Here is a 21,432-nt window from a genome sequence, read left to right on the forward strand (position 1 = left end):
CCGGGGCGCTCCGCCCGGCCGTCCGACTTCCGTGTCCCGTCCCGCTCCTGCGGCTGCCCCCCCCCCGGCGGCGCGGCCGCACCGGCCCGCCACCGCCCGCGCGGGCGCGCCCGACTCCACGGCACCCGACCGGCCCGACGGCCGGCCCGCCAGGTGGCCGCCCGGCCGTGGTGGGCCCGTCAGTCCGCGACCATCCGCACCGCGCCCGGCACGTACTCGCGCTGGCGGACCACCCGGTACCAGCCCTTGGGCAGCGGTATCGCCGCGTGCTCCTCGTGCACCACCCGGCCGCCCTCGGGCAGGTGCAGCCAGGCCGCGCCGAACGGGCCGGCCTCCCGCCGCAGCCGCCCGGGGCCGACCACGGCGTGCGCATGGCCGGTCACCTCGCCCAGGGCCAGCACCAGCCGGCCCCGCACGTCCCTCGGCTGCCCGGGCAGCTCGGCCACCCGCGGCGGCACCGAGGCCTCCTCCACCGGCACGATCAGCACGTCACCCTGGCGGTACATCAGCCCTCCCTCGTTCGAACCGACCGGACGTCGGATTCCCACGGCCGGAACGTAGACCGAGGGTCTGACAACGCGCCCGGAATACGCCCCCGCCGCCGGATTGTCCGACCCGACTGGTAGACATCTGTTCGGTCCCGACCCCGGAGGAGCAGCGCATGACGGTCAACGAGCACATCCGGCAGTTCCACGGTCTGCCGGTCTTCGACCTCTACCGGGCGGTCGAGCAGGACGGCGAGCTGCCGGACGCGGCGTCGGTCGCCTGGAAGGTCGGCATCGAGTTCGACGCGTCGTGGACGTTCGTGGAGCTCTGGGAGCACTTCGTCGAGAAGGTGGACACCGGGCGGGTCACCGCGGTGGTGATCGGCGAGTGGTCGCACGACGGTCCGGAGAGCTTCGCCGGACCGCTGGCGGCCGTCCTCGCGTCGGCCGACCGGCTGCCGGCGCTGCGCGGCCTGTTCATCGGCGACATCACGTACGAGGAGAGCGAGATCTCCTGGATCGACATGGTCGACGTCACGCCGGTGCTCACCACGTTCCCGCTGCTCCGGGAGCTGGTGGTGCGCGGCGCGGCCGGGGAGACGGTGGAGGGCGAGGGCATCGGGCTGCAGCCGGTGCGCCACGAGCACCTGCGCGCCCTGCGCTTCGAGTCGGGCGGCCTGCCGGCCCGGGTGCTGCGGGCCGTCGCGAGCAGCGATCTCCCGGTGCTGGAGCGGCTGGAGTTCTGGCTCGGCGTGCCGGGCTACGGCGGTGACGCCACCCTGGACGACCTGGCGCCGTTCCTGGACGGCTCGCGGTTCCCGGCGCTGCGCCACCTCGGCCTGCAGGACAGCGAGATGCAGGACGAGATCGCCGCCGCCGTCGCCCAGGCGCCGGTCGTGGCCCGGTTGGAATCGCTCAACCTCTCCATGGGCGTCCTCACCGACCAGGGCGCCGCCGCCCTGCTGGAGGGTCAGCCGCTCACGCACCTGCGGGCGCTCGACCTGCACCACCACTTCCTGACCGAGGCGATGCAGGAACGGGTACGCCAGGCCCTGCCCGGCGTGGCGGTCGACCTCTCGGCGCCCGGCAAGCCCGACGACCAGTGGCGGTACGTCGCCGTGGCCGAGTAGCGACACCGCCCCGCGGCCCGCCCCGGCCCGTACCCTGCACCCGCACGTCAGCCGAGCACCAGCACCGGCACCAGCCCCAGCACCAGCACCAGCACCGCCAGGAGAAACCATGGCCGTCTCCCGCCACATCGAAGAGTTCCACGGGCTGCCCGTGTTCGCGTTCTCCGCCGATCCCGGCGACCGGCGGGAGCTGCCCGCCGCCGACGCGGTCGCCTGGCGGATCGCGGTGGACTACGGCTCCGGCACCGGGTTCGAGGACGTCTGGCGGGCCTTCCACGCCGCCGTCGACCCGTCCGCGGTGAAGGCGCTGGTCATCGGCCCCTGGTGGGCCGAGGACTACGAACCCGTCACCGCCGCGCTGGCCGCGGTCGTCCGCGACGCCGCGCTGTTCCCGGCGCTCGAAGCGCTCTTCGTCGCGGACGTGACGTACGACGAGTGCGAGATCTCCTGGTTGGAGATGGCCGACGTCACCCCGCTGCCGACGGTGTTCCCGCAGCTCACCGAACTCGTGGTGCGCGGCGGCACCGGCCTGGCGCTCACTGCGTTCCAGCACGACCGGCTGAGGGTCCTGCGGTTCGAGGCGGGCGGCCTGCCGCGCTCGGTGGTGGAGGCGGTGGCGGCGTCCGAACTGCCCGCGCTGGAGCGGCTCGACCTCTGGCTCGGCGTGGACGAGTACGGCGGCGACGCCGGCCTCGGCGACCTCGCCCCCGTCCTGGACGGGGCACGCTTCCCCTCACTGCGCCACCTCGGCCTGGCCAACAGCGAGATCCAGGACGAGATCGCCGCCGCCGTCGCCCAGGCCCCGGTGGTGGCACGGCTGGAGTCCCTGAACCTCTCGATGGGCGTCCTCAGCGACGAGGGCGCCGCCGCCCTGCTGGAGGGCCAGCCGCTCACCCACCTGCGGGCGCTCGACCTGCACCACCACTACCTCACCGAACCGATGCAGGAGCGGCTGCGCCAGGCCCTGCCGGGAGTGGAGGTCGACCTCTCCGACCCCGAGCACGAGGACGACCCGGAGGACCGCTATGTCGCGGTCGCCGAGTAGCCGGCTGGCGGTGCTGGGCAACCCGGGCCACCGGCGGGTGACGCTGTTCGCCGCCGCGGCCCGGGCCGCCGGCCTGCCCGAACCCGTCGTGGTGCCGTGGATCGACGTCCTGCGGGGCACGTACCGCGTGCCCGAGGGCAGCCTGTTGCGGATCGACTCCCCGGGTGAGGACGAGGCCGTGGACGCTCTGCTGCGCCGACCGGTGCTGGGCGCCGGCTACGAGCCGACGCGGGTCGAGGGCGGGGCGGCCTGGTACGCGGGCGTCGTGGCGGCCCTGCGCTCGGTGGCCCGGGTGCCGGGCGTCCGCCTGCTGGGCGATCCCGAGGAGATCGCCGTGATGTTCGACAAGCGCCGCGCCCACGCCCGGCTGGCCGCCTCCGGGGTGCCGGTCCCCCGGGCCCTGGCCGGCCCGCCCGTGGCCGGGTGGGAGGACCTGCGGGCCCGGCTGGGGGCCGCGGGGCTGCGCCGCGTGTTCGTCAAACCGGTGCACGGCTCCTCGGCGTCCGGTGTGGTGGCGCTGGAGTTCGGCCCGCGCGGCCAGGTCCTGGCCACCACCTCGGTCGAGTCGGCGGACGGCCGGCTGTACAACTCGCTGCGGGTCCGTCGCCTTCGGGACGAACGGACGGTGGCCGAGCTGGTCGACCGCCTCGCGCCCGACGGTCTGCACGTGGAGCAGTGGATCCCCAAGTCCTCGCAGTCGGGGCGCTCGGCCGACCTGCGGGTGGTGGTGATCGGCGGGCGCGCCACCCACGCGGTGGTGCGGACCAGCACCCAGCCGATCACCAACCTCCACCTCGGTGGCGCCCGCGGCAGCCTCGACCTCGCGCAGCGGGCCGCGGGCGACGCCTGGCCGGCCCTGCTGGAAACGGCCGAGCGGGCCGCCGCCTGCTTCCCGAACTCCCCCGTAGTCGGTGTCGACGTGCTGCCGGCCGGCGGCTGGCGGCGGGGCCTGGTCGGCGAGGTGAACGCCTTCGGCGACCTGCTGCCCAATCTCACCGGTCTGCCCGGCGGCCCGGCCGAGGGACTCGACACCTACGCCGCCCAGCTCGCCGCACTCCCCCGCACCGACCCCGACGGCCGGCCCGGACCGGCCGACCGCCCACGCCTGGAACCGATCAGATGAACCACCAGCACCCGCCCGCCCGCCACCGCACGGACGCCGACGCGAGCCCGACCGTGACGACCACCGCCACGGACCCGAGCGCCGTCACGGCGAACGCCGTCAACGCCGCGCCCGACATGAACGCCGTGGTGGGCAGCCACGACCTGCTCCTGGTCACCCTCGACACCCTGCGCTTCGACGTCGCCGAGGAGCTGGCGGCGGCGGGCCGGATCCCCAACCTCGCCGCCCACCTGCCCGGCGGCCGGTGGGAGCGCCGGCACTCGCCCGGCAGCTTCACCTACGCCGCGCACCAGGCGATCCTGGCCGGCTTCCTGCCCACCCCGGCCTCCCCCCAGGGGCCGCACCCGCGGCTGTTCGCGGCCCGCTTCGCCGGTTCGGAGACCACCGCCCCGCGCACCTGGGTGTTCGACACGCCCGATCTGCCGAGCGCCCTCGCCGCGGCCGGGTACCGAACGGTCTGCATCGGCGGCGTCGGCTTCTTCAACAAGCAGGGCGCCCTGGGTTCGGTACTGCCGGGGCTGTTCCAGGAGAGCCACTGGGAGCCCGAGATGGGCGTTCCCTCGCCCGTCTCCTTCGAGGCACAGGTCGCCCGGGCCGAACGGGTGGCCGCGGAGCAGCCTCCGGAGCAGCCGCTCTTCCTCCTGCTCAACGTGTCGGCCCTGCACCAGCCCAACTGGTTCCACCTGGCCGGAGCGACCCGGGCGGACGGGGACTCCCGCGCCAGCCACGCGGCAGCGCTCGAGTACGTGGACGCGCACATCGGGCGGCTCTTCGCGACGATGAGCGCCCGCCGGCCGTGCTTCGCCATCGTCTGCTCCGACCACGGCACGGCCTACGGCGAGGACGGCTACACCGGCCACCGGATCGGCCACGAGGTGGTCTGGACGGTCCCGTACGCGCACTTCACCATCCCCGCCACCGGAGCGACCGCATGACCGTCACCCCCGCCGTCACCCCCGCCGTCACCCCGACCGCCCCGGGAACCTCGGCCAGCCCGGCGCCAACGGCCACCCCCGAGTCCGGCTCGCCGTACCAGTCGTACGTCTACGCCTACCCGCACAAGACCGCCTACCGGGCGCTGCCGGAGCGCCCGCCACTGCGCGAGCTCTGGGCCGGTGAGCCGCAGCACGCGCTCTCGCTGTACCTGCACATCCCGTTCTGCGAGGTGCGCTGCGGCTTCTGCAACCTCTTCACCCGGATCGGCAGCCCCGAAGGCCTGACCACCGCCTACCTGGACGCGCTCGACCGCCAGGCCGCGGCCGTCCGCGAGGCGCTGGCCGGCGACGCCCGGTTCGCGCTGGCCGCGTTCGGCGGGGGGACGCCGACCTACCTCTCGGCCGGTGAACTGGAGCGGCTCTGCGACATCGCCGAGCAGCGGATGGGCGCGGACCTGCAGGCCGTCCCGCTCTCCGTGGAGGCGTCCCCCGCCACCGCGACCGCCGACCGGCTGGAGGTGCTGGCCGCCCGCGGCACCACCCGCCTCAGCCTGGGCGTGCAGTCCTTCGTCGACCGCGAGGCCCGCTCCGCCGTGCGCCCGCAGAAGCGCGCTGAGGTCGAGGCCGCCCTCGGGCGGATCCGCACCGCCGGGTTCCCCGTCCTCAACATCGACCTGATCTACGGCATCGACGGCCAGACCGAGGCCAGTTGGCGGCACTCGCTGGACGCCGCCCTCGCCTGGCAGCCCGAGGAGCTCTACCTCTACCCGCTGTACGTCCGGCCGTTGACCGGCCTGGCCCGGCGCGGCGAGCCGGAGGGCCAGGCCGCGTGGGACGCCCGGCGGCTCGCGCTCTACCGGACCGGCCGCGACCACCTGCTCGACCGGGGGTACCGGCAGGTCTCGATGCGGATGTTCCGCCGCGCCGCGTCCCCGCAGGCCACGGCCGGCGAGTACGCCTGCCAGACCGACGGCATGGTCGGCCTCGGCTGTGGCGCCCGCTCCTACACCTCACGCCTGCACTACTCGTTCGACTACGCCGTCGACGCCGGCGAGGTCCGCGGCATCATCGACGCGTACGTGGCCACCGAGGACTTCCACCGCGCCGAGTACGGGCGGTACACGACGCCCGAGGAGGCCCGGCGGCGCCACCTCCTGCAGTCGCTGCTCCAGGCCGAGGGTATGGAGGTGGCGGACTACCGGGCCAGGTTCGGCTCCGCGCCCGCCGAGGACTTCCCGGCCGAACTGGCCGCGTTCGAGGCACGCGGCTGGCTGGCGGACGGGAACGGTCGGCGCCTGGTGCTCTCCCCCGAAGGGCTGGCGCACTCGGACGCGGTCGGGCCGCTGCTGTTCTCCGGCGAGGTGCGCCGGCTGATGGCGGAGTACGAGGCGAAATGACCTTCCTCGGCATGCCCTCGCGCGGCCCCGGGCCCGGCGTCGCCCCCGCCGGGTCACCCCTACCCGCCGGGTCACCGGCACCCGCGGCGCCCGGCGGCGGCGTCGACCTGTCCCTGCTCTACCGGGGCCCGCTCGCCTCCTGCGACTACGACTGCCCGTACTGCCCGTTCGCGAAGCGGCGCGACACCCCGGAGCAACTGCGGGCGGACCGTGCGGCGCTGGAACGGTTCACCGGCTGGGTCGCGGACCGGGCGGGGACGGGCGACACGCTGTCGGTGCTGTTCACCCCGTGGGGCGAGGGCCTGGTGCGGTCCTGGTACCGGCGCGCCCTCGTCGGGCTGAGCCGTCTGCCGCACGTCCGGCGGGTGGCGATCCAGACCAACCTCAGCTGCCGCACCGACTGGCTGGCCGAGGCCGACCTCGCCACGCTCGCGCTCTGGGTGACGTACCACCCCGGGCAGGTCGGCCACGAGCGCTTCCTCGCCAAGTGCCGGGAGCTCGACCGGCTCGGCGTGCGGTACAGCGTCGGCGTGGTGGGCGAGCCCGGTCACCTGGCGGCGGCCCGTCGGCTCCGCGCCGAGCTCTCCCCGGCGGTCTACCTGTGGGTGAACGCGGCCGAGGGCCGCACCTACACCGACGCCGTGGCCGCCGACTGGCAGGCCCTCGACCCGCACTTCGGGTACAGCCGGCACGCCCACCCCAGCGCGGGCCTTCCCTGCCGCACCGGCGAGTCGGTGCTGTCGGTCGACGGCGACGGCACCGTCCGCCGCTGCCACTTCGTCCGGGACGTCCTCGGCAACCTGTACGACGGCTCGTACCTGGCACAGCTGCGGGCCCGCCCCTGCCCGCTGCCGGTCTGCGACTGCCACATCGGCTACGTCCACCTGGAGACCCTGCCGCTCCACGAGGTCTTCGCCGGGGGCGTCCTGGAGCGGGTGCCGCACGACTGGCGGCCGCAACGGTAGCCGGCGGCACCGGGCACGCCGTGACGGCGGTCCCGGTGCCGCCCGGGCGGCCGCCGTCACGGATCGGGTCGGTGCCGGGGTCAGTCGACGTCGACCGCCGACCGGGCCGCCTCGACCGCCGCGACCTCGGCCGAGCCGGCTCCGTACGCCCGCGCAGTCGGTGGTGGACGTCGCGTGGGCCGGGGGCGCCCGGTACCGGACCTGCAGCGCCTTGTCCCTGCCGAAGTCCGTTCGGGGACGCACCGTGCGCCGGAGCACCGCACCCGTCCGCGGAGCGATCCGGCCGGATCGCCACGGATCGGCGACGGCACCGGGGACGCCGTCGCGCCGCGAACGCGGTCACACCGGCGTCGACCTGCGAGCGGCCGGACAAGGCCTAGCCTGGTGAGTAGGAGGAGGCGATGGACATGCTTGGAGACGCACCACTGGTGGCCATCATCCCGGCAGCCGACATTGCACGGGCCAAGAGCTTCTACACCGACACCCTCGGCGCGAAGCTCAGCGACGACAGCGGACCGGACCTGACGTTCGAGTGCGGCGGCACCGAGTTCGGCATCTACGAGACCCCGAGCGCGGGCCAGGCGGCGCACACCCTGGCCAGCTTCAAGGTCGACGACCTCGACGCCGCGATGACCGCACTGCGCGGCCGCGGAGTCACCTTCGAGGAGTACGACATGCCGGGCCTGAAGACGGTCAACGGCGTGGCCGAGGCCGAGGGCATGCGCGCGGCCTGGTTCAAGGACAGCGAAGGGAACATCCTCTGCGTCAACGAGCGCAGCAGCGGCTGACCTGACGGCCGGCCCGGACCGTCCCACGGAGCGGGGCCCTTGCGGCCCCGCCCGCGTGGGTGGACGGCGGGCTTCGTCGGGCGCGGACGGCGCGCTCCCCGGGCAGCTCGGCCTCCTGCGCCGACCGCGTCCCGGGCCCGGCACACAGTGGCGTGTGCCGCGACGCCGGCCGACACAGGTGCGCCCGTCCAACCCCTGCTCCCGTCCACCCTCTGCCCGGTGGGCCGGAACTGCTTCACGGTGGCGGCGGAAGTGTCGTCCCCAGCCTGTGGTCCGAATCGCTTGCCCACGGCACGTGAGCCACAGCAGCAGGCATCACGCTCACCTCGATCGGCGGTCGGCCGGGCCGTGTCCCGCTGGTTCGCCGCTGACCGGGGACACGAGCACACCGCGCCCGACCTCGCCCCGGGCCGCCCCGACGGCGTCCCCCGGCGAGACCGGGGAGCCGCGGGCCGACCGCATCCGTGTGCGGACGCAGTCGGCCCTCGCCGACCCCATCCGCACACGGATGCGCAGGACTAGGCTGCTGACCATGGGTGCGTATCCGACGTCCGGGGAGTCCGTGGCACGCCGAGCCGGGCCGGCGCGCCGGTCCCCCGCGGCGGACGGGACCGCGGCCGTCCCCTACCGGACCGCGGCGGCAGGCGCGGGGCTGGAGGTGGTGGAGCGGCTGCTGGCCGGTCGCGGGGTGGCCGTCCTGAGCGGGGCGGGCCTGTCCACCGAGTCCGGGATTCCCGACTACCGGGGTGCCACCGGCAGTCGGCGCCGCGGCACACCGATGACGTACCAGGAGTTCACCGGGAGCGAGGCCGCCCGGCGCCGGTACTGGGCGCGCAGCCACGTCGGGTGGCGGGCGATCGCCGCCGCCGAGCCGAACGCCGGGCACCGCGCGGTCGAGGCGCTCCGCCGGTCGGGACACGTGTCCTCGGTGATCACCCAGAACGTCGACGGGCTGCACCGGGCGGCCGGGACGGCTGACGCGGTGGAGTTGCACGGCGGGCTCGACCGGGTGGTCTGCCTCGGGTGCCGGCGCACCACCGCCCGCGCCGAGCTGGACCGCCGGCTGGAGGCGCTGAACGACGGCTTCCGGGAGACGGGCGCAACGCTCAACCCGGACGGGGACGTCGAGCTGGCGGACGCGCGGGTGGCCGCGTTCCGGATCGCGCCGTGCGAGGCCTGCGGCGGCGTACTCAAGCCCGACGTGGTGTTCTTCGGCGAGGCCGTGCCCAAGGAGCGGGTCGAACAGTGCTACCGGCTGGTCGACGCGGCGCGGGCGCTGCTCGTCCTCGGCTCGTCGCTGACCGTCCTCTCGGGGCTCCGGTTCGTGCGCCACGCCGCCCGCAGCGGCCGGCCGGTCGCGATCGTCAACCAGGGCTCGACGCGCGGGGACGACCTCGCGGTGGCGACGGTCGCACTTCCGCTCGGCACCACGCTCACCACGTTGGCGCACCGCCTCACTCCGCCCACCGGGGCACCGACGCCCGAAGCACCGACGCCTGAAGCACCGACGGCCGAAGCACCGACGCCCCAGGCGCAGCCCACCGAACAGAGGTGACGGTCCGCCGGGCGTCGGCGCGACCCGGTCCGGCGGGTGGCGCCCGCGGCGACGGCGCCCCGGCCCGGCGGCACCCGACGCCCCCCGCACCCCAGGCCGCCACGCCCCGCGCACCCCGCACCCCAGGCCGCCACGCCCCGCGCACCCCGCACCCCGCACCCCGCACCCCGCACCCCGCACCCGTACGACGGCTGGGGGTTCGGTAAACCAAACGGCTGGCGCCTGCTCACTGCCCGGTCATTGCCCGGCCGGGGCGTCCGGGGACGGCCACCGGGCGGTGTCGGGGCGGCAGTCGCCGGGGGCCGGGGTGCTGAGGTGGAGGCGCTGCTCGGCCCGGTAGTGGAGCAGCAGGACGGACCGGACCGGGCCGTCCAGCGCCGTGTAGGAGTGCGGCATCGCCGCGTCGAAGGCGATGTAGTCGCCGGGGCCGAGCTCCACCTCGCGCCCGTCCACCCGGACACCGAGCCGGCCCGTCTGGACGATGGTGTGCTCCGTGCCGGTGTGGCCGAGGGAGTCCTGGGTGCCGTCGGCCCGCACCTGCTGGTCGTAGACCTCGAACACGGCGTCGGCGGACTCGATCCGGCGCAGCGGGCGCAGGTCGACGCCCTTGCCGCTGAGCACCTCGACGTCGGCCGCGCGGACCACCGTCACCTCGCGGGACGGCGGGCGGTCCACCAGGTCGGAGATGGGCACCTCCAGGACGCGGGCGAGGCTGAACACCGTTTCGATGGTCGGGTTGCCGGTGCCCTGCTCCAGCTGGGAGAGGGTGGCCTTGCCGATCTTCGACCGCCGGGACAGCTCGGAGAGCGACAGCCCTCGCTGGGTCCTGACCCGCTTCAGATTGGCGGCCAGCATGTCCCGGACCGAGCCCTCGGTGGCGCTCACGCTTCCTCTTTCCTCCCGATGCCGTTCGATATACCGTACAGGTCGTGCCGGCGGACCAGGCCATGATGCCGTTCGCTCCCCCGACCGGGGTGGAGCGCGCGCCGTGTCCGACCGGCTGCCGGCCGGCTGCCGTCGAGCGGCAGCCCGGACCCCCATTCGATTCAGGAGACGGCTGTGACCGAGCGGACACCCGACAACCAGGAGTTCGAGGCCCCCGTGAGCGAGCGCAAGAAGCGGAAGAACGGCCTGCTCCAGGGGGTGAGCGAGGAGCTCGCCGCGCACATGCGCCAGGGGTGGGGCGACACCGAGCTGCGCGATCTGGAGCCGATCCCGCAGGCCGCGCACACCGCCCGCCGCCGGGCCGTGCTCTCCGCCCGCTTCCCGGGTGAGCTGCTGGTGATCCCCTCCGGCAACCCGAAGGTCCGCTCCAACGACACGGACTACCCCTTCCGGCCGTCGTCCGACTACGTCTACCTGACCGGCGACCAGTCCGAGGACGCCGCCCTGGTGCTGGAGCCCCTGGCGGACGGCGGGCACCAGGCGGTCGCCTACCTGCTGCCGCGCTCCGACCGCGAGAACGGCGAGTTCTGGCTCGACCTGCACGGGGAGCTCTGGGACGGCCGGCGCCCCAGCCTCACCGAGAACGAGCGGCTCCTCGGCCTGCCCTGCCGCGACGTCCGCACGCTGCTGGAGCGGCTCGGCGAGGCCACCGGCCCGGTCCGGCTGCTGCGCGGTCACGACACGGACGTCGAGGCCGCGCTGAGCGACGCGGTGAGCCTGCGCGCGGACGAGGAGTTCCGCGAGTTCCTGTCCGGGATGCGGCTGGTCAAGGACGAGTTCGAGATCGCCGACCTGCGGTTCGCGTGCGAGGCGACCGCCCGCGGGTTCGAGGACGTCGTCCGCACGATGGGCGCGGACACGCCGACCCCCGAGCGGGTGATCGAGGGCACCTTCTTCCTGCGCGCCCGGACCGAGGGCAACGACATCGGCTACAAGTCGGTCTGCGCCGCCGGCGAGCACGCCACCACCCTGCACTGGGTGCGCAACAACGGCCAGGCCCGCCCCGGCGAGCTGCTGCTGCTCGACGCCGGCGTGGAGACCGACAACCTCTACACCTCCGACGTCACCCGCACGGTGCCGGTCAGCGGCCGGTTCAGCCCGATCCAGCGCAAGGTCTACGACGCGGTGTACGCCGCGCAGGAGGCCGGGATCGCCGCGGTCAAGCCCGGTGCGGCCTTCCGGGACTTCCACGTCGCCGCCCAGCGCGTGCTGGCCGAGCACCTGGTCGCCTGGGGCCTCCTGGGCGACCGCTCGGTGGACGAGGTGTTCGAGCTGGGGCTGCACCGCCGCTGGACGCTGGCCGGTACCGGGCACATGATCGGCCTGGACGTCCACGACTGCGCCGTGGCCCGCCGCGAGGCGTACGTCGACGGCACGCTGGAGCCCGGGATGGTGCTCACCGTCGAGCCGGGGATGTACTTCCAGGCCGACGACCTGTCCGTGCCCGAGGAGTACCGCGGTATCGGCGTCCGGATCGAGGACGACATCCTGGTCACCGCCGACGGCAACGAGAACCTCTCGGCCGGTCTGCCGCGGCAGGCCGACGACGTCGAGGCCTGGATGGCCCGCGTCCGCGGCTGAGCCGCCCGCAGGTCGCCCGCAGGTCGCCCGCAGGTCGCCCGCAGATCGCCCCGCAGCGGAACGGCCGGCCCGCACCCTCGGTGCGGGCCGGCCGTGCTCCCACGGACGCCCTACAGCAGGCCGTGCAACCGCAGGTCGGCGACACACTTTCCGATGAACTCCGGGGTGAGCGAGGGCACTTCGCCCCCGCCGACGCCGAGCTCACGGACCGCGGCGGTGAAGCGCGCGGCCGGGGTCGCGGAGCCCGGCCGCGGCTCGCCGGGGCGGGCGTAGGCCGGCAGCAGGGGCAGCAGGGAGAGCCGGCGCTGGTGGTCGGGCAGGCCGCGCAGCGCCGCCTCGAAGCGCATGTGCCACTCCCGGTGGTCGTCGAAGCGGGCGATCGGGTGGCCCGCCGCGATCAGCCAGTCGACGATCCCGTCCAGCGAGATGCCGTCGTCGTTCGCGTTGACGGTGTGGAAGGTGGTGAAGCCCGCCGCGCCGTGGGCGGCGAGGGCGGTGATCGCCTCGGCGGTGAAGTCCACCGGAAGGCCGCTGTAGTGGGCGCGGTCGCTGCGCCTGCCGTCGCGGTCGAGCCGGTAGAAGGAGCGCGGTGCCATGCCGGCGGCGAGGACGCTGAGGACGACGCGGGTGAACCGGTCCGGCAGGTTCAGCCGGCCGGGGAGGCTGCGGTGGGCCAGGATCATGTCCGGTCGGAAGACGGTGACCGGCAGGCCCGTCAGTTCGTGCGCCTCGCGCAGCAGCACTTCGCCGGCCCACTTGCTGGTGGCGTAGCCGTTCGCGTCGGAGTCGTCGAGCGGGCGGGCGGGGAGCGCCTCGCGGATGTCGGCCGCCTCGTCGAGCAGTGTCGCGTCGGGGCGCACCGCGGCGGCGATGGTGGAGACGTAGGCGAAGCGCTTCGGGCGGCCGGTGAGCGCCAGGGCGATCAGCTCAGCGGTCGCGGCGACGTTCGGGGTGAACAGGCGCCGGTACGGGAGCACGTGGTTGACCAGGGCGGCTGCGTGCACGATCTGGTCGGTCCGGGCGGCGAGCCGGGCCCAGGTGGCGTCGTCCAGGCCCAGTTTCGGCTCGGCGAGGTCCGCCGCCAGGACGTCGAGGCGGTCCCCGGCAGCCTCGACGAGCCGGTCGGCCCGCTCCTCCCCCGCCGCGGCGCGCAGGCAGTCGAGGACGCGCCGGCGGGCGGCCGTGTCGTCCTCCGCCCGGGCCAGGCAGGTGAGCCGCCCCCCGGACCGGGCGAGGCGTTCGAGCCATTCGACGGCGAGGAAGCGGCCGAGGTAGCCGGTCGGGCCGGTGAGCAGCACGTCGTGGACCGGGGCCGGGCCGTCCGGCGCGCCGGCCTCGGCCCCGGACGCGGGGGTGAGCAGGCGGGCGTCGAGGAACCGGTCGAGGGTGAGGTCGGCGGCCCGGGCCTCGACCGCGTCCGCGCCGTGCACGGAGGCGAAGCTGGCCCGCGGCACCGTGGCGCCGGACGCCGGTGCGCCGGACGGCTCGCGGCCGACCGGCGCGGTCCCCGGCGACGGAGCCCCGGCGCCCCGGCCGAGGCGGTCGGCGATCCGGGCCAGCGTCGCGGACGGGCCGAGCACGGCCTGGACCGGCACCTCGGTGTCGAAGACCCGTTCCAGCACGGTCGCGAAGGTGTGGGCGGAGAGCGAGTCACCGCCGAGCTCGGCGAAGGTGGCCTCCGGACGCACCAGTGCCGCGGGGTGGCCGAGGGTGATCTGGACGGCGGTGCGGACCGCCTCCAGCGGTTCCACCGCCCCGTCGCGGGCGCTCAGCTCGGCGAGCTGGCCGGCCCGGCCGGCCGCGATGTCCGCGTACAGCTGCTCCAGCCGGGCGCCGTAGTGCTCCTTGAGGGCGGGGCGCAGCAGCTTGCCGACCCCCGAGAGCAGTCCGTTGGCGAGGCCGAACGGCTGCCGCTCGATCAGCACGTCCTGCGGGATCTCGTAGGCGTACAGGCCGGCTCCGTGGGCGAGTTCGCGCATCGAGTCGAGGACGGCCGCGCGGGCGCAGGCGTCGTCGGCCCGCCCCAGCCGCTCCCGGTCGGGCACGACCACCGCCAGCAGGAACGCCTGCTCGCTGCTGCCGTAGACGTAGACCTGGGCGACGAGCGGGCTGGTGGAGTAGAGCGCCTCCAGCTTCGAGACCGCGACGAACTCGCCCTGGGAGAGCTTGACGACGTTGTTGATCCGGTCGACGTAGACCAGGCGGTCGGGCCCGACCTCGGCGAACACGTCGCCGGTGCGGTAGTAGCCGTCCTCGTCGAAGGTGCGGGCGGTGACCTCGGGCTGCCGGTAGTAGCCGGGCACCATGTCGGTCGACTTGAGCCGCAACTCGCCCCGGGGGTGGGGCCGGTCGGTCGCGAAGTAGCCGAGCTCGGGGACGTCGACCAGGCGGTAGTCGAGGATCGGGGGGCGGCGGACCTGCTGGTCGACGATGACGGCGCGGGTGGTCTCCGTGGAGCCGTAGCAGTCGATGATCTTCGTGCCGAGGACGTCGCCCATGAACGTGTGCATGGCGGCCGACAGCGGCGCGCTGCCGCACAGGGCACTCATGATCCGGCCGCCGAGCATGCCGTCCCGGACGTGCTCGCGCGCGGCCGCCTCGGCCTCGGCACGGGCGGTGCCGCCGCGGGTGCGGCGTTCGGCCTCCAGCAGGTGGCGCTGGTGGACCATGTCGCAGATCCGCGGGACGAGGCTGAGCACGGTGGGGCGGGAGAGCCGGATGTCGTCGAAGAGGGTGGACAGGTCGCCGCGGGCGGCGAAGTGGCCGATGCCGCCGCAGGCGAGCGCGGAGACCAGCCAGGAGCGGCCGTTGACGTGGCTCATCGGCATGTAGTGCAGGACGATGGTCGGCACGGGTATGCCGTCCACCGCGGCCATGCCGCCGGAGGCCTTCTGCCACATCCGGGTGATCATGGCGGCGGTGTAGATCGCACCCTTGGGGGTGCCGGTGCTCCCGGACGTGTAGATCAGGCCGGCCAGCCGTTCCGGATCGCCCTCGTGCGGTGCGGCGCGCGGGAGTTCGGCGCCGCGGCGCAGCTCGTCCGCCAGCGGCGCCACCGCGGCCCGGCCGTCCAGCTTCTCGGCGGCGGCGCGCAGCGCCTCCCGGTGGTCGTCGACGCGCAGGTCGCAGTCGAAGACGACCAGGCGCTCGACGCTGTCGGAGGCCAGGACGGTGTCGACGGCGGCGTCGAGCGAGCCGATGTCGGCGGCGAGCAGGCGGGGCTCCGTCTCGGCGACCACCGGGGCCAGCCGGGGCGCGGGTGCACCGGTGGCCAGCGGGACGGAGACGGTGCCCAGGTACATGCAGGCCAGGTCGATGACGGCGTAGTCGACGCCGGTGAAGCCGAGGGTGGCGACGAAGTCACCGGGCCGCAGGCCGCCGCCGGCCGGGTCGGCCCAGGCGGTGGCGAGCCGGCCGACCCGCTGCCAGAGTTCGGCGTAGCTCACCGTCTCGAAGGCGGGCAGGAGTTCGCGGGTGCTGCGGCCGGTGGCGGTGTCCCGGACGATCCGTTCGGCGCGGCGGGCGAGGGCCGGACGGTCGGCGTAGCCGCGCACGGCGGTCTCGATGGTGGCGACGAGGCCGCCCTCGCACGCCCGGACCGCTTCCGCGACGTCAGGGGACGGGACGGAGGCGGTGAAGTCGGGGTCGTGCGCGCGCAGCGCCGCGGCCCGGGCCGCGAGGTCGCGGCCCGGCTGGTGTTCGGACATGGGTGCTCCGGTGTGTGAGGGGTCGTTGGGCCGGTGCCCGGGCCCCGCCGCCCGGGACCTCAGGCTGCGTCGGCGGGCAGTCGGCGGGCCCCGAGGCCGACGGCGAGCGCCAGCAGCAGGTAGATCAGGACGGCCGCCACCGCCGGGGCGGCGATGCCGTTGCGGGACTGCAGGCCGCCGAGGAGGGCGACGCCGATCGTGGTGCCCGACGAGCGGCCGGCGGACATCAGCCCGCTGGCGATCGCCGAGCGGTGCTCGGGGGCGGTCGCCATGACCAGGGTGATCTGGGGAACCGTCGCCAGGCCGAAGCCGAGGCCGATGAAGGTGAGCCCGGCGCCGGTGCCGATCGGGGCGTCGCTGCCGACGAGGACCAGCAGGACTCCGCCGACCAGGGTCAGCAGGACGGCGATGCCGAGCACCCGTGGAGCGCCGAGGCGGGCGTGGATCCGCCCGGCGACCAGGGGCATCAGGGTGATCGGCAGGGCGGAGGGCAGGAAGCAGAGCCCGGTGGTGACCGGGTCGTACCCGCGCACCTGCTGGAGAAACATGCTGATCGAGAAGACCAGCCCGTAGTAGCCGGCGAAGAGCAGCAGTCCGGCCGCCACGAAGTTGCGGAAGCCGGGGGCCCGGAACAGGTCGCCCGGGATCATCGGGTGGGCGCAGCTGCGCTGGCGGGCCACGAAGGCGGCGAGCGCGAGGAGCGCGGTCGCCGCCGCCGCGACGGGCAGCGGCCTGCTCCAGCCGAGCTCCCGGCCCTCGGTGAGCGCCACCGCTATGCCGCCGAGGACGACGGCGGCCAGCAGCTGGCCGGGCACGTCCTGGGGCTCCTTGCGCACGCCCGCTCCGCTCCTGGGCATGTGACGGGCCGACAGCCAGAGGATCGCCAGCACGACCGGCACGTTCACCAGGAAGATGCTGCGCCACCCCACCGCCGCGACCAGGGCGCCCCCGAGGATCGGGCCGAAGGCGACCGGGCTGCCGCCGACCATCGCCCAGACCGAGACGGCCTTCGCCCGGTCGTCCGGGTCGCGGTAGGTGTCGGTGAGCATCACCAGGGTGGCGGGCGTCAGCAGGATCCCGCCGAGGCCCTGCAGCGCCCGGGCGGCGACGAGGGCGGCGCCGCCCGGGGCGAGGCCGCAGAGCACGGACGTCACCCCGAACACGGCGACGCCCGCACGGAAGACGGGCACCGCCCCGAACCGCCCGACCAGCGCTGCGCCGGCCAGCACCAGGCTCGCCATGACGACCGCGTACGCGTCGACGACCAGCTGCATCGTCGACAGACCCGCTCCGAGGCCGGCCCGGATCTCCGGGATCGCCACGTTCACGATGCTGATGTCGATGACGACCATGGCGGTCGCCAGGCTCGCCGCGGTGAGGACCCGGCGGGGTCTCGGGGGTGCATCGTCCAGGGCCGGCGCGTCGTTGTCGAGTCTGGTCGAGTTGGCCATGCGGCTGCCATTTCCGGTGAGGCGGTGAATTCCTGCCGAGCGGTGCCCGGAAATCCTAGCCGGGCCCGATGGGGCGTCAACCGGCTCGTCTGCCGGACTGGTCGGGATGCGCCGGATAGGTCCGATTCCAGGGTCCGGTCTAGAAGATCCTCGGCTTCCCCCCCGCAGCTGACGCTCCGTAGTGTCGAACCGTCAAGAACAGCGAGAGGAGGCAGCATGGGGGCACCCCGAACGGATTCACCACTGCCTTTCCCGGAGCGGACCACCGGAATGGTGCAACAGCCGTCGTCGATGCCGTTCCGACGCTATGCGCGGAGCGAACCGACGCCCACCGCAGGATGGTTGAGACGCTGGCCGGACCAGGAGCCGAAGCGCGCCCCGGTCTGGGCGTCGGTCGACCTCCGGGACGGAAACCAGGCCCTGGCGGAACCGATGGACCCGCGCCGGAAGCGGCGGATGTTCGATCTGCTGGTGTCGACCGGTTTCAAGGACATCGAAATCGGATATCCGGCGGCCAGTACCGACGACTTCGATTTCGTCCGGGAACTGGTGAGCAAGGACGGAATTCCGGACGACGTCACCGTCTCGGTATTCACGCCGGCCCGCCCGGAGCTCATCGAGCGGACCTTCGAGGCAATTCAGGGAGCCGACCGCGCGACGGTCCACCTGTGCCACGCGACGGCCTGCCTCTGGCGCGAGGTGGTGTTCGGCATGTCGCGGGACGAGGTCCGGCGGATGGCCCTCGAAGGGGCGCAGCAGCTGGTGCGGCTGGCCGAGCGGGCCGGCGGCACGGACGTCCGGTTCGAGTACTCACCGGAGACCTTCAACCTGACCGAGCCGGAGTTCGCGCTGGAGATCGCGAACCTGGTCACCGCGACCGTCGGGGCCACCCCCGACCGGCCGCTGGTGCTGAACCTGCCCACCACGGTGGAGACCCACTCCCCCAACGTCTTCGCCGACCAGGTGGAGTGGATGCACCGCAACCTGGACCGGCGGGACGCGATCGTCCTGTCGGTGCACCCGCACAACGACCGCGGCACCGCCGTCGCCTCGGCCGAGCTGGCGGTGCTGGCCGGCGCCGACCGGGTGGAGGGCACGCTCTTCGGCAACGGCGAACGCACCGGCAACGTCTGCCTGGTGACGCTCGCGCTGAACCTGTTCAGCCAGGGTGTCGACCCGCAGCTGGAGCTCTCCGACATCGACGCCGTCCGCGAGGTCGTCGAGGACTGCAACCGCCTGCCGGTGCACCCCCGGCACCCCTACGCCGGCGACCTGGTGTACACCGCCTTCTCCGGCACCCACCAGGACGCCATCGCCAAGGGCCTGGCCGCGCTGGCGGACCGGGCCGACCGCGAGGGCCGCGACGTCGCGGAGCTGGCCTGGCAGGTCCCGTACCTGCCGATCGACCCGAAGGACGTCGGCCGCGACTACCGGGCGATCATCCGGGTGAACAGCCAGTCCGGCAAGGGCGGCATCGCCTACGTGCTGAAGGCCGGTTGGGGCGTCGACCTGCCGGCGGAGCTGCGCCGGGACTTCGCCTCCGTCGTCCAGGGCGCCGCCGACACCCTGGGGCGCGAGCTGGAGCCGGCCGAGCTCTGGCAGCTGCTCCGGGACACCTACTGCCTGGACGACTCGCCCGCCCCGGCGGACGCCGCCGACGAGCACGAGGCGGTCGCCCGGCAGGCCGCGGCGCACGGGGTCGCGTTCACCCGGGTCGTGGCCACCGGCACGGCGGCCGCGGCCGGCGAGCCGGCAGCCTGCTTCACCGCGCTGGAGACGGGCGGACGGACGGTCTGGGGAATCGGCCTGGCCGCCACCGCCGCCGGCGCGGCGCACCGCTCGGCCCGCTCGGCCCTGCGCCGGGCCGGCCTCGACGAGGGAGTACGGGAAGCACAGTGAAGGGCAACTCCTACCTCTCCGTCGCCCCCGGCGTCTACCGGGAGGACGACGGCATGGTCTACGAGGACTTCGTCCCCGGCGAGGTCGTCGAGCACCGGCCTGGCCGGACCATCACCATGAGCGACAACACCTGGAGCTCGTTGCTCTGCCTCAACCAGCACCCGCTGCACATCGACGCCGTCTACGCCGAACAGACCGCGTTCCAGAAGATCCTGGTGTCCAGCCTGGTCACCTTCGGGATCGTCAACGGGATGACGGTGTCGAGCATCAGCGCCAAGTGCATCGCCAATCTCGGCTGGGACAAGGTGCGGATGACCGCGCCGGTCTTCGTCGGCGACACCCTCTACGCGACGACCCGGATCCTCGGCAAGCGCGAGTCGGCCAAGCGGCCCGGCGAGGGGATCGTGACCGTCCACACCACCGGCCTCAACCAGGACGGTGTGCCAGTGATCGAATTCGAGCGGACGATCCTCGTCCCCCGGCAGGAGGCCGACCGATGATCCCGATCATCACCCTGGAACCCGGACCGGCCGAGGCGGACCACGCCGGCGCCGAACGCCGGATCGCCGACGAGATCTCCGACGCGTGCCGCAACACCGGCTTCTTCGTCGTCCGCGGCCACGGCATCGCCCGCGAGGTCTTCGACGACGCCTACCGCACGTCGCTGGACTTCTTCGCGCGCCCGCTGGACGCCAAGCGCGAGCTGGCGATGCGCACCAGCACCGCACGCGGCGACAACGATTACAGCCCCTACGGCTACAGCGCGCTGCTCTCCGAGAACGCGTACGCCTACACCGGCCGGCCGGGCATGCCCTCGGACTACGTCGAGAAGTTCAGCGCCGGGCGGCTGATCCTCGACGACACCGAGGACCTGCCGTTCCCCGCCGACGAGCAGGGCGCGCAACTGCGCACGGCGCTGAAGCGGTACTTCGCGGCCTGCGAGAGCGTCGCCGGCCGGATCGCCGAACTGCTGGCCCTCGCCCTGGACCTGCCGCGCGACTTCTTCGCCACCCGCACCCACACCTCCAACGACTCGCTGCGCTCGCACCTCTACCCCGGTGTCGCCCCGGAGTTCCTCAACGACCAGGGCATGGGGCAGCACACCGACGGCACGCTGATCACGCTGCTCACCCAGGACGGACCGGGCCTGCAGCTCCGCGACCGCGCCGGCCACTGGCTGGACGTGCAGGTGCCGGACCGGGAGAGCTTCATCGTCAACATCGGTGACCTGATGGCCCGTTGGTCGAACGACGAGTACGTCTCCACCCCGCACCGGGTCCGGCTCGCGGACCGGCGGCGGCAGTCCATCGTGTTCTTCAAGCTGGCCAACGACGACACGGTCATCGAGTGCTTCCCGAAGTTCACCGCGGACCGCCCGGCCAAGTACGAGCCGATCCGCTACGAGGACTTCTCGCTGGAGAAGATGAACCTGCTGTTCGGACGGGAGGGCGCGCGGTGAGGTCGTACGCGAGCCTGCTCTACACGCCGGCGCTGCGTCTGGCGTCGGTGGCCGAGCCGGGCCGCATGCACGCGGACATGCTGGTCCTGGACCTGGAGGACTCCACCCACCCGGCCCGCAAGGCCGAGGCCCGGGCACTGCTGGCCGGCGCGGACCTGACCCGGGCCGGGCTGCCGGCCCTGGGCCTGCGGGTGAACAGCATCGCGACCCCGGACGGCCTGGAGGACATGCGGACGCTGCTCGAACTGGACGCCGTGATCGGCGGCGTCCCGATCGACGTCGTCTTCATCCCCAAGATCGCCGGCCCCGGCGACGTCGCGATCTACCGGTCGCTGCTCGGGCTCACCTCGAACGCGCCGCAGATCTGCAGCTTCATCGAGACCGTGGACTCCGTGGAGAACGCGTTCGCGATCGCCGAGGTGAGCGACGGCCTCTGCTTCGGCCAGGCGGACCTGACGGCCGAGATGTACGCCGAGAACGCGGCCTACCTCGAGTACGCGCGGGCCCGGCTCTGCGTCGCGGCGGCCCGGTACCGGGTGCCCGCCATCGACACCAACTCCTTCGAGCTGCACGACCTCGACGTGGTCGCGGCGTCCTGCCGGGCGGCCCGGGAGGCCGGGTTCACCGGCAAGGCGGCCATCCACCCCCGGCAGGTGCCCGTGATCGCCGAGGCCTTCACGGTCGGCGCGGACGAACTGGCCGAGTACCGGCGGGTGGTCGCGGACTACGACGCCACGCCGTCCGGCTTCGCGGTGGAGAAGGACCGCGTGCTGGCCCCGCCGTTCGTCCTGCGGGCCCGGCGCATGCTCGCACTCCACGCGCCCGCCGAGGCCTGAGCGCCCCGAGGCCCGAGCACCGGCGGGCCGATCGCCCCGAGGCCCGAGCACCGGCGCGGCCCGAGCACGGGCGCGATCCGAGCACCCGTGCGGCCCGAACCCGCGCCACAGCACCGCCACCGCACCACCCC

General features: G+C 74.2%; 17 protein-coding genes. 13 read left to right on the forward strand and 4 right to left on the reverse strand.

Annotated elements, in window-relative coordinates; translation table 11 throughout:
* Positions 1 to 179 precede the first annotated feature (179 nt).
* Positions 180 to 506 carry a hypothetical protein gene (locus tag MCM47_RS26405; protein WP_238864198.1) on the reverse strand — a complete coding sequence of 109 codons (327 nt, stop codon included), beginning with the start codon at positions 504 to 506 and terminating at the stop codon, positions 180 to 182.
* A 155-nt stretch (positions 507 to 661) separates the two neighbouring features.
* On the opposite strand from MCM47_RS26405, the gene MCM47_RS26410 reads away from it, so the two are divergent.
* The 8 genes from MCM47_RS26410 to MCM47_RS26445 all read left to right on the forward strand — a co-directional run bounded on the left by MCM47_RS26410 (position 662) and on the right by MCM47_RS26445 (position 9,423).
* Positions 662 to 1,615 carry an STM4015 family protein gene (locus MCM47_RS26410; protein WP_238864199.1) on the forward strand — a complete coding sequence of 318 codons (954 nt, stop codon included), beginning with the start codon at positions 662 to 664 and terminating at the stop codon, positions 1,613 to 1,615.
* Between the two features lie 109 nt (positions 1,616 to 1,724).
* Positions 1,725 to 2,660, forward strand: a complete 936-nt coding sequence (locus tag MCM47_RS26415; protein ID WP_238864200.1) for an STM4015 family protein — start codon at positions 1,725 to 1,727, stop codon at positions 2,658 to 2,660.
* Positions 2,641 to 3,783, forward strand: coding sequence for an STM4014 family protein (locus MCM47_RS26420; protein WP_238864201.1), 1,143 nt, complete (start codon positions 2,641 to 2,643; stop codon positions 3,781 to 3,783). The genes MCM47_RS26415 and MCM47_RS26420 overlap by 20 nt, the downstream gene beginning before the upstream one ends.
* A gap of 116 nt (positions 3,784 to 3,899) precedes the next feature.
* Positions 3,900 to 4,718, forward strand: a complete 819-nt coding sequence (locus MCM47_RS26425) for an STM4013/SEN3800 family hydrolase (protein WP_238864385.1) — start codon at positions 3,900 to 3,902, stop codon at positions 4,716 to 4,718.
* Positions 4,715 to 6,115 (forward strand): STM4012 family radical SAM protein, encoded by a 1,401-nt coding sequence (locus MCM47_RS26430; protein ID WP_238864202.1) that lies wholly within the window; start codon positions 4,715 to 4,717, stop codon positions 6,113 to 6,115. The genes MCM47_RS26425 and MCM47_RS26430 overlap by 4 nt, the downstream gene beginning before the upstream one ends.
* Positions 6,112 to 7,080 (forward strand): STM4011 family radical SAM protein, encoded by a 969-nt coding sequence (locus tag MCM47_RS26435; RefSeq protein ID WP_238864203.1) that lies wholly within the window; start codon positions 6,112 to 6,114, stop codon positions 7,078 to 7,080. Before MCM47_RS26430 ends, MCM47_RS26435 begins: the two co-directional genes overlap by 4 nt.
* A gap of 401 nt (positions 7,081 to 7,481) precedes the next feature.
* A complete protein-coding gene (locus MCM47_RS26440) occupies positions 7,482 to 7,868 on the forward strand; it encodes a VOC family protein (RefSeq protein WP_238864204.1) in 387 nt (128 codons plus the stop codon).
* A 532-nt stretch (positions 7,869 to 8,400) separates the two neighbouring features.
* Positions 8,401 to 9,423: an NAD-dependent protein deacetylase gene (locus tag MCM47_RS26445; protein ID WP_238864205.1), complete on the forward strand. Its 1,023-nt coding sequence runs from the start codon at positions 8,401 to 8,403 to the stop codon at positions 9,421 to 9,423.
* Positions 9,424 to 9,660: 237 nt separating this feature from the next.
* On the opposite strand, the gene MCM47_RS26450 is transcribed toward MCM47_RS26445, so the two are convergent.
* Positions 9,661 to 10,308: a helix-turn-helix domain-containing protein gene (locus MCM47_RS26450; RefSeq protein ID WP_238864206.1), complete on the reverse strand. Its 648-nt coding sequence runs from the start codon at positions 10,306 to 10,308 to the stop codon at positions 9,661 to 9,663.
* A gap of 174 nt (positions 10,309 to 10,482) precedes the next feature.
* On the opposite strand from MCM47_RS26450, the gene MCM47_RS26455 reads away from it, so the two are divergent.
* A complete protein-coding gene (locus tag MCM47_RS26455; protein ID WP_238864207.1) occupies positions 10,483 to 11,949 on the forward strand; it encodes an aminopeptidase P family protein in 1,467 nt (488 codons plus the stop codon).
* Between the two features lie 110 nt (positions 11,950 to 12,059).
* On the opposite strand, the gene car is transcribed toward MCM47_RS26455, so the two are convergent.
* Both car and MCM47_RS26465 read right to left on the reverse strand, forming a co-directional pair.
* Positions 12,060 to 15,656: a carboxylic acid reductase gene (gene car / locus MCM47_RS26460; protein WP_238864208.1), complete on the reverse strand. Its 3,597-nt coding sequence runs from the start codon at positions 15,654 to 15,656 to the stop codon at positions 12,060 to 12,062.
* 59 nt (positions 15,657 to 15,715) lie between these two features.
* Positions 15,716 to 17,107 (reverse strand): MFS transporter, encoded by a 1,392-nt coding sequence (locus MCM47_RS26465; RefSeq protein ID WP_238864209.1) that lies wholly within the window; start codon positions 17,105 to 17,107, stop codon positions 15,716 to 15,718.
* 216 nt (positions 17,108 to 17,323) lie between these two features.
* Between MCM47_RS26465 and MCM47_RS26470 the strand changes: the two genes are divergently transcribed.
* Genes MCM47_RS26470 through MCM47_RS26485 form a run of 4 tightly spaced genes read left to right on the forward strand, consistent with a single transcriptional unit; the run spans position 17,324 to position 21,301 of the window.
* The gene (locus tag MCM47_RS26470) at positions 17,324 to 19,006 is read left to right on the forward strand and encodes a 2-isopropylmalate synthase (RefSeq protein WP_374209210.1); all 1,683 of its coding nucleotides are present in this window, start codon (positions 17,324 to 17,326) and stop codon (positions 19,004 to 19,006) included.
* Positions 19,007 to 19,059: 53 nt separating this feature from the next.
* The gene (locus MCM47_RS26475) at positions 19,060 to 19,506 is read left to right on the forward strand and encodes a MaoC family dehydratase (protein ID WP_238864386.1); all 447 of its coding nucleotides are present in this window, start codon (positions 19,060 to 19,062) and stop codon (positions 19,504 to 19,506) included.
* Positions 19,503 to 20,465, forward strand: coding sequence for an isopenicillin N synthase family oxygenase (locus MCM47_RS26480; protein ID WP_238864211.1), 963 nt, complete (start codon positions 19,503 to 19,505; stop codon positions 20,463 to 20,465). Before MCM47_RS26475 ends, MCM47_RS26480 begins: the two co-directional genes overlap by 4 nt.
* Positions 20,462 to 21,301 carry a CoA ester lyase gene (locus MCM47_RS26485; protein ID WP_238864212.1) on the forward strand — a complete coding sequence of 280 codons (840 nt, stop codon included), beginning with the start codon at positions 20,462 to 20,464 and terminating at the stop codon, positions 21,299 to 21,301. Before MCM47_RS26480 ends, MCM47_RS26485 begins: the two co-directional genes overlap by 4 nt.
* Positions 21,302 to 21,432: the final 131 nt, after the last annotated feature.

Source organism: Kitasatospora sp. A2-31 (assembly GCF_022288725.1).
In the GTDB taxonomy this organism is placed as follows: domain Bacteria; phylum Actinomycetota; class Actinomycetes; order Streptomycetales; family Streptomycetaceae; genus Kitasatospora.

Excerpts from the sequence above, each read along its gene's own strand:
- MCM47_RS26405 (WP_238864198.1), bottom strand. The coding sequence starts at position 506 with ATGTACCGCCAGGGTGACGTGCTGATCGTGCCGGTGGAGGAGGCCTCG.
- MCM47_RS26410 (WP_238864199.1), top strand. The coding sequence starts at position 662 with ATGACGGTCAACGAGCACATCCGGCAGTTCCACGGTCTGCCGGTCTTC.
- MCM47_RS26415 (WP_238864200.1), top strand. The coding sequence starts at position 1,725 with ATGGCCGTCTCCCGCCACATCGAAGAGTTCCACGGGCTGCCCGTGTTC.
- MCM47_RS26420 (WP_238864201.1), top strand. The coding sequence starts at position 2,641 with ATGTCGCGGTCGCCGAGTAGCCGGCTGGCGGTGCTGGGCAACCCGGGC.
- MCM47_RS26425 (WP_238864385.1), top strand. The coding sequence starts at position 3,900 with ATGAACGCCGTGGTGGGCAGCCACGACCTGCTCCTGGTCACCCTCGAC.
- MCM47_RS26430 (WP_238864202.1), top strand. The coding sequence starts at position 4,715 with ATGACCGTCACCCCCGCCGTCACCCCCGCCGTCACCCCGACCGCCCCG.
- MCM47_RS26435 (WP_238864203.1), top strand. The coding sequence starts at position 6,112 with ATGACCTTCCTCGGCATGCCCTCGCGCGGCCCCGGGCCCGGCGTCGCC.
- MCM47_RS26440 (WP_238864204.1), top strand. The coding sequence starts at position 7,482 with ATGGACATGCTTGGAGACGCACCACTGGTGGCCATCATCCCGGCAGCC.
- MCM47_RS26445 (WP_238864205.1), top strand. The coding sequence starts at position 8,401 with ATGGGTGCGTATCCGACGTCCGGGGAGTCCGTGGCACGCCGAGCCGGG.
- car (WP_238864208.1), bottom strand. The coding sequence starts at position 15,656 with ATGTCCGAACACCAGCCGGGCCGCGACCTCGCGGCCCGGGCCGCGGCG.
- MCM47_RS26465 (WP_238864209.1), bottom strand. The coding sequence starts at position 17,107 with ATGGCCAACTCGACCAGACTCGACAACGACGCGCCGGCCCTGGACGAT.
- MCM47_RS26470 (WP_374209210.1), top strand. The coding sequence starts at position 17,324 with ATGGGGGCACCCCGAACGGATTCACCACTGCCTTTCCCGGAGCGGACC.
- MCM47_RS26475 (WP_238864386.1), top strand. The coding sequence starts at position 19,060 with ATGGTCTACGAGGACTTCGTCCCCGGCGAGGTCGTCGAGCACCGGCCT.
- MCM47_RS26480 (WP_238864211.1), top strand. The coding sequence starts at position 19,503 with ATGATCCCGATCATCACCCTGGAACCCGGACCGGCCGAGGCGGACCAC.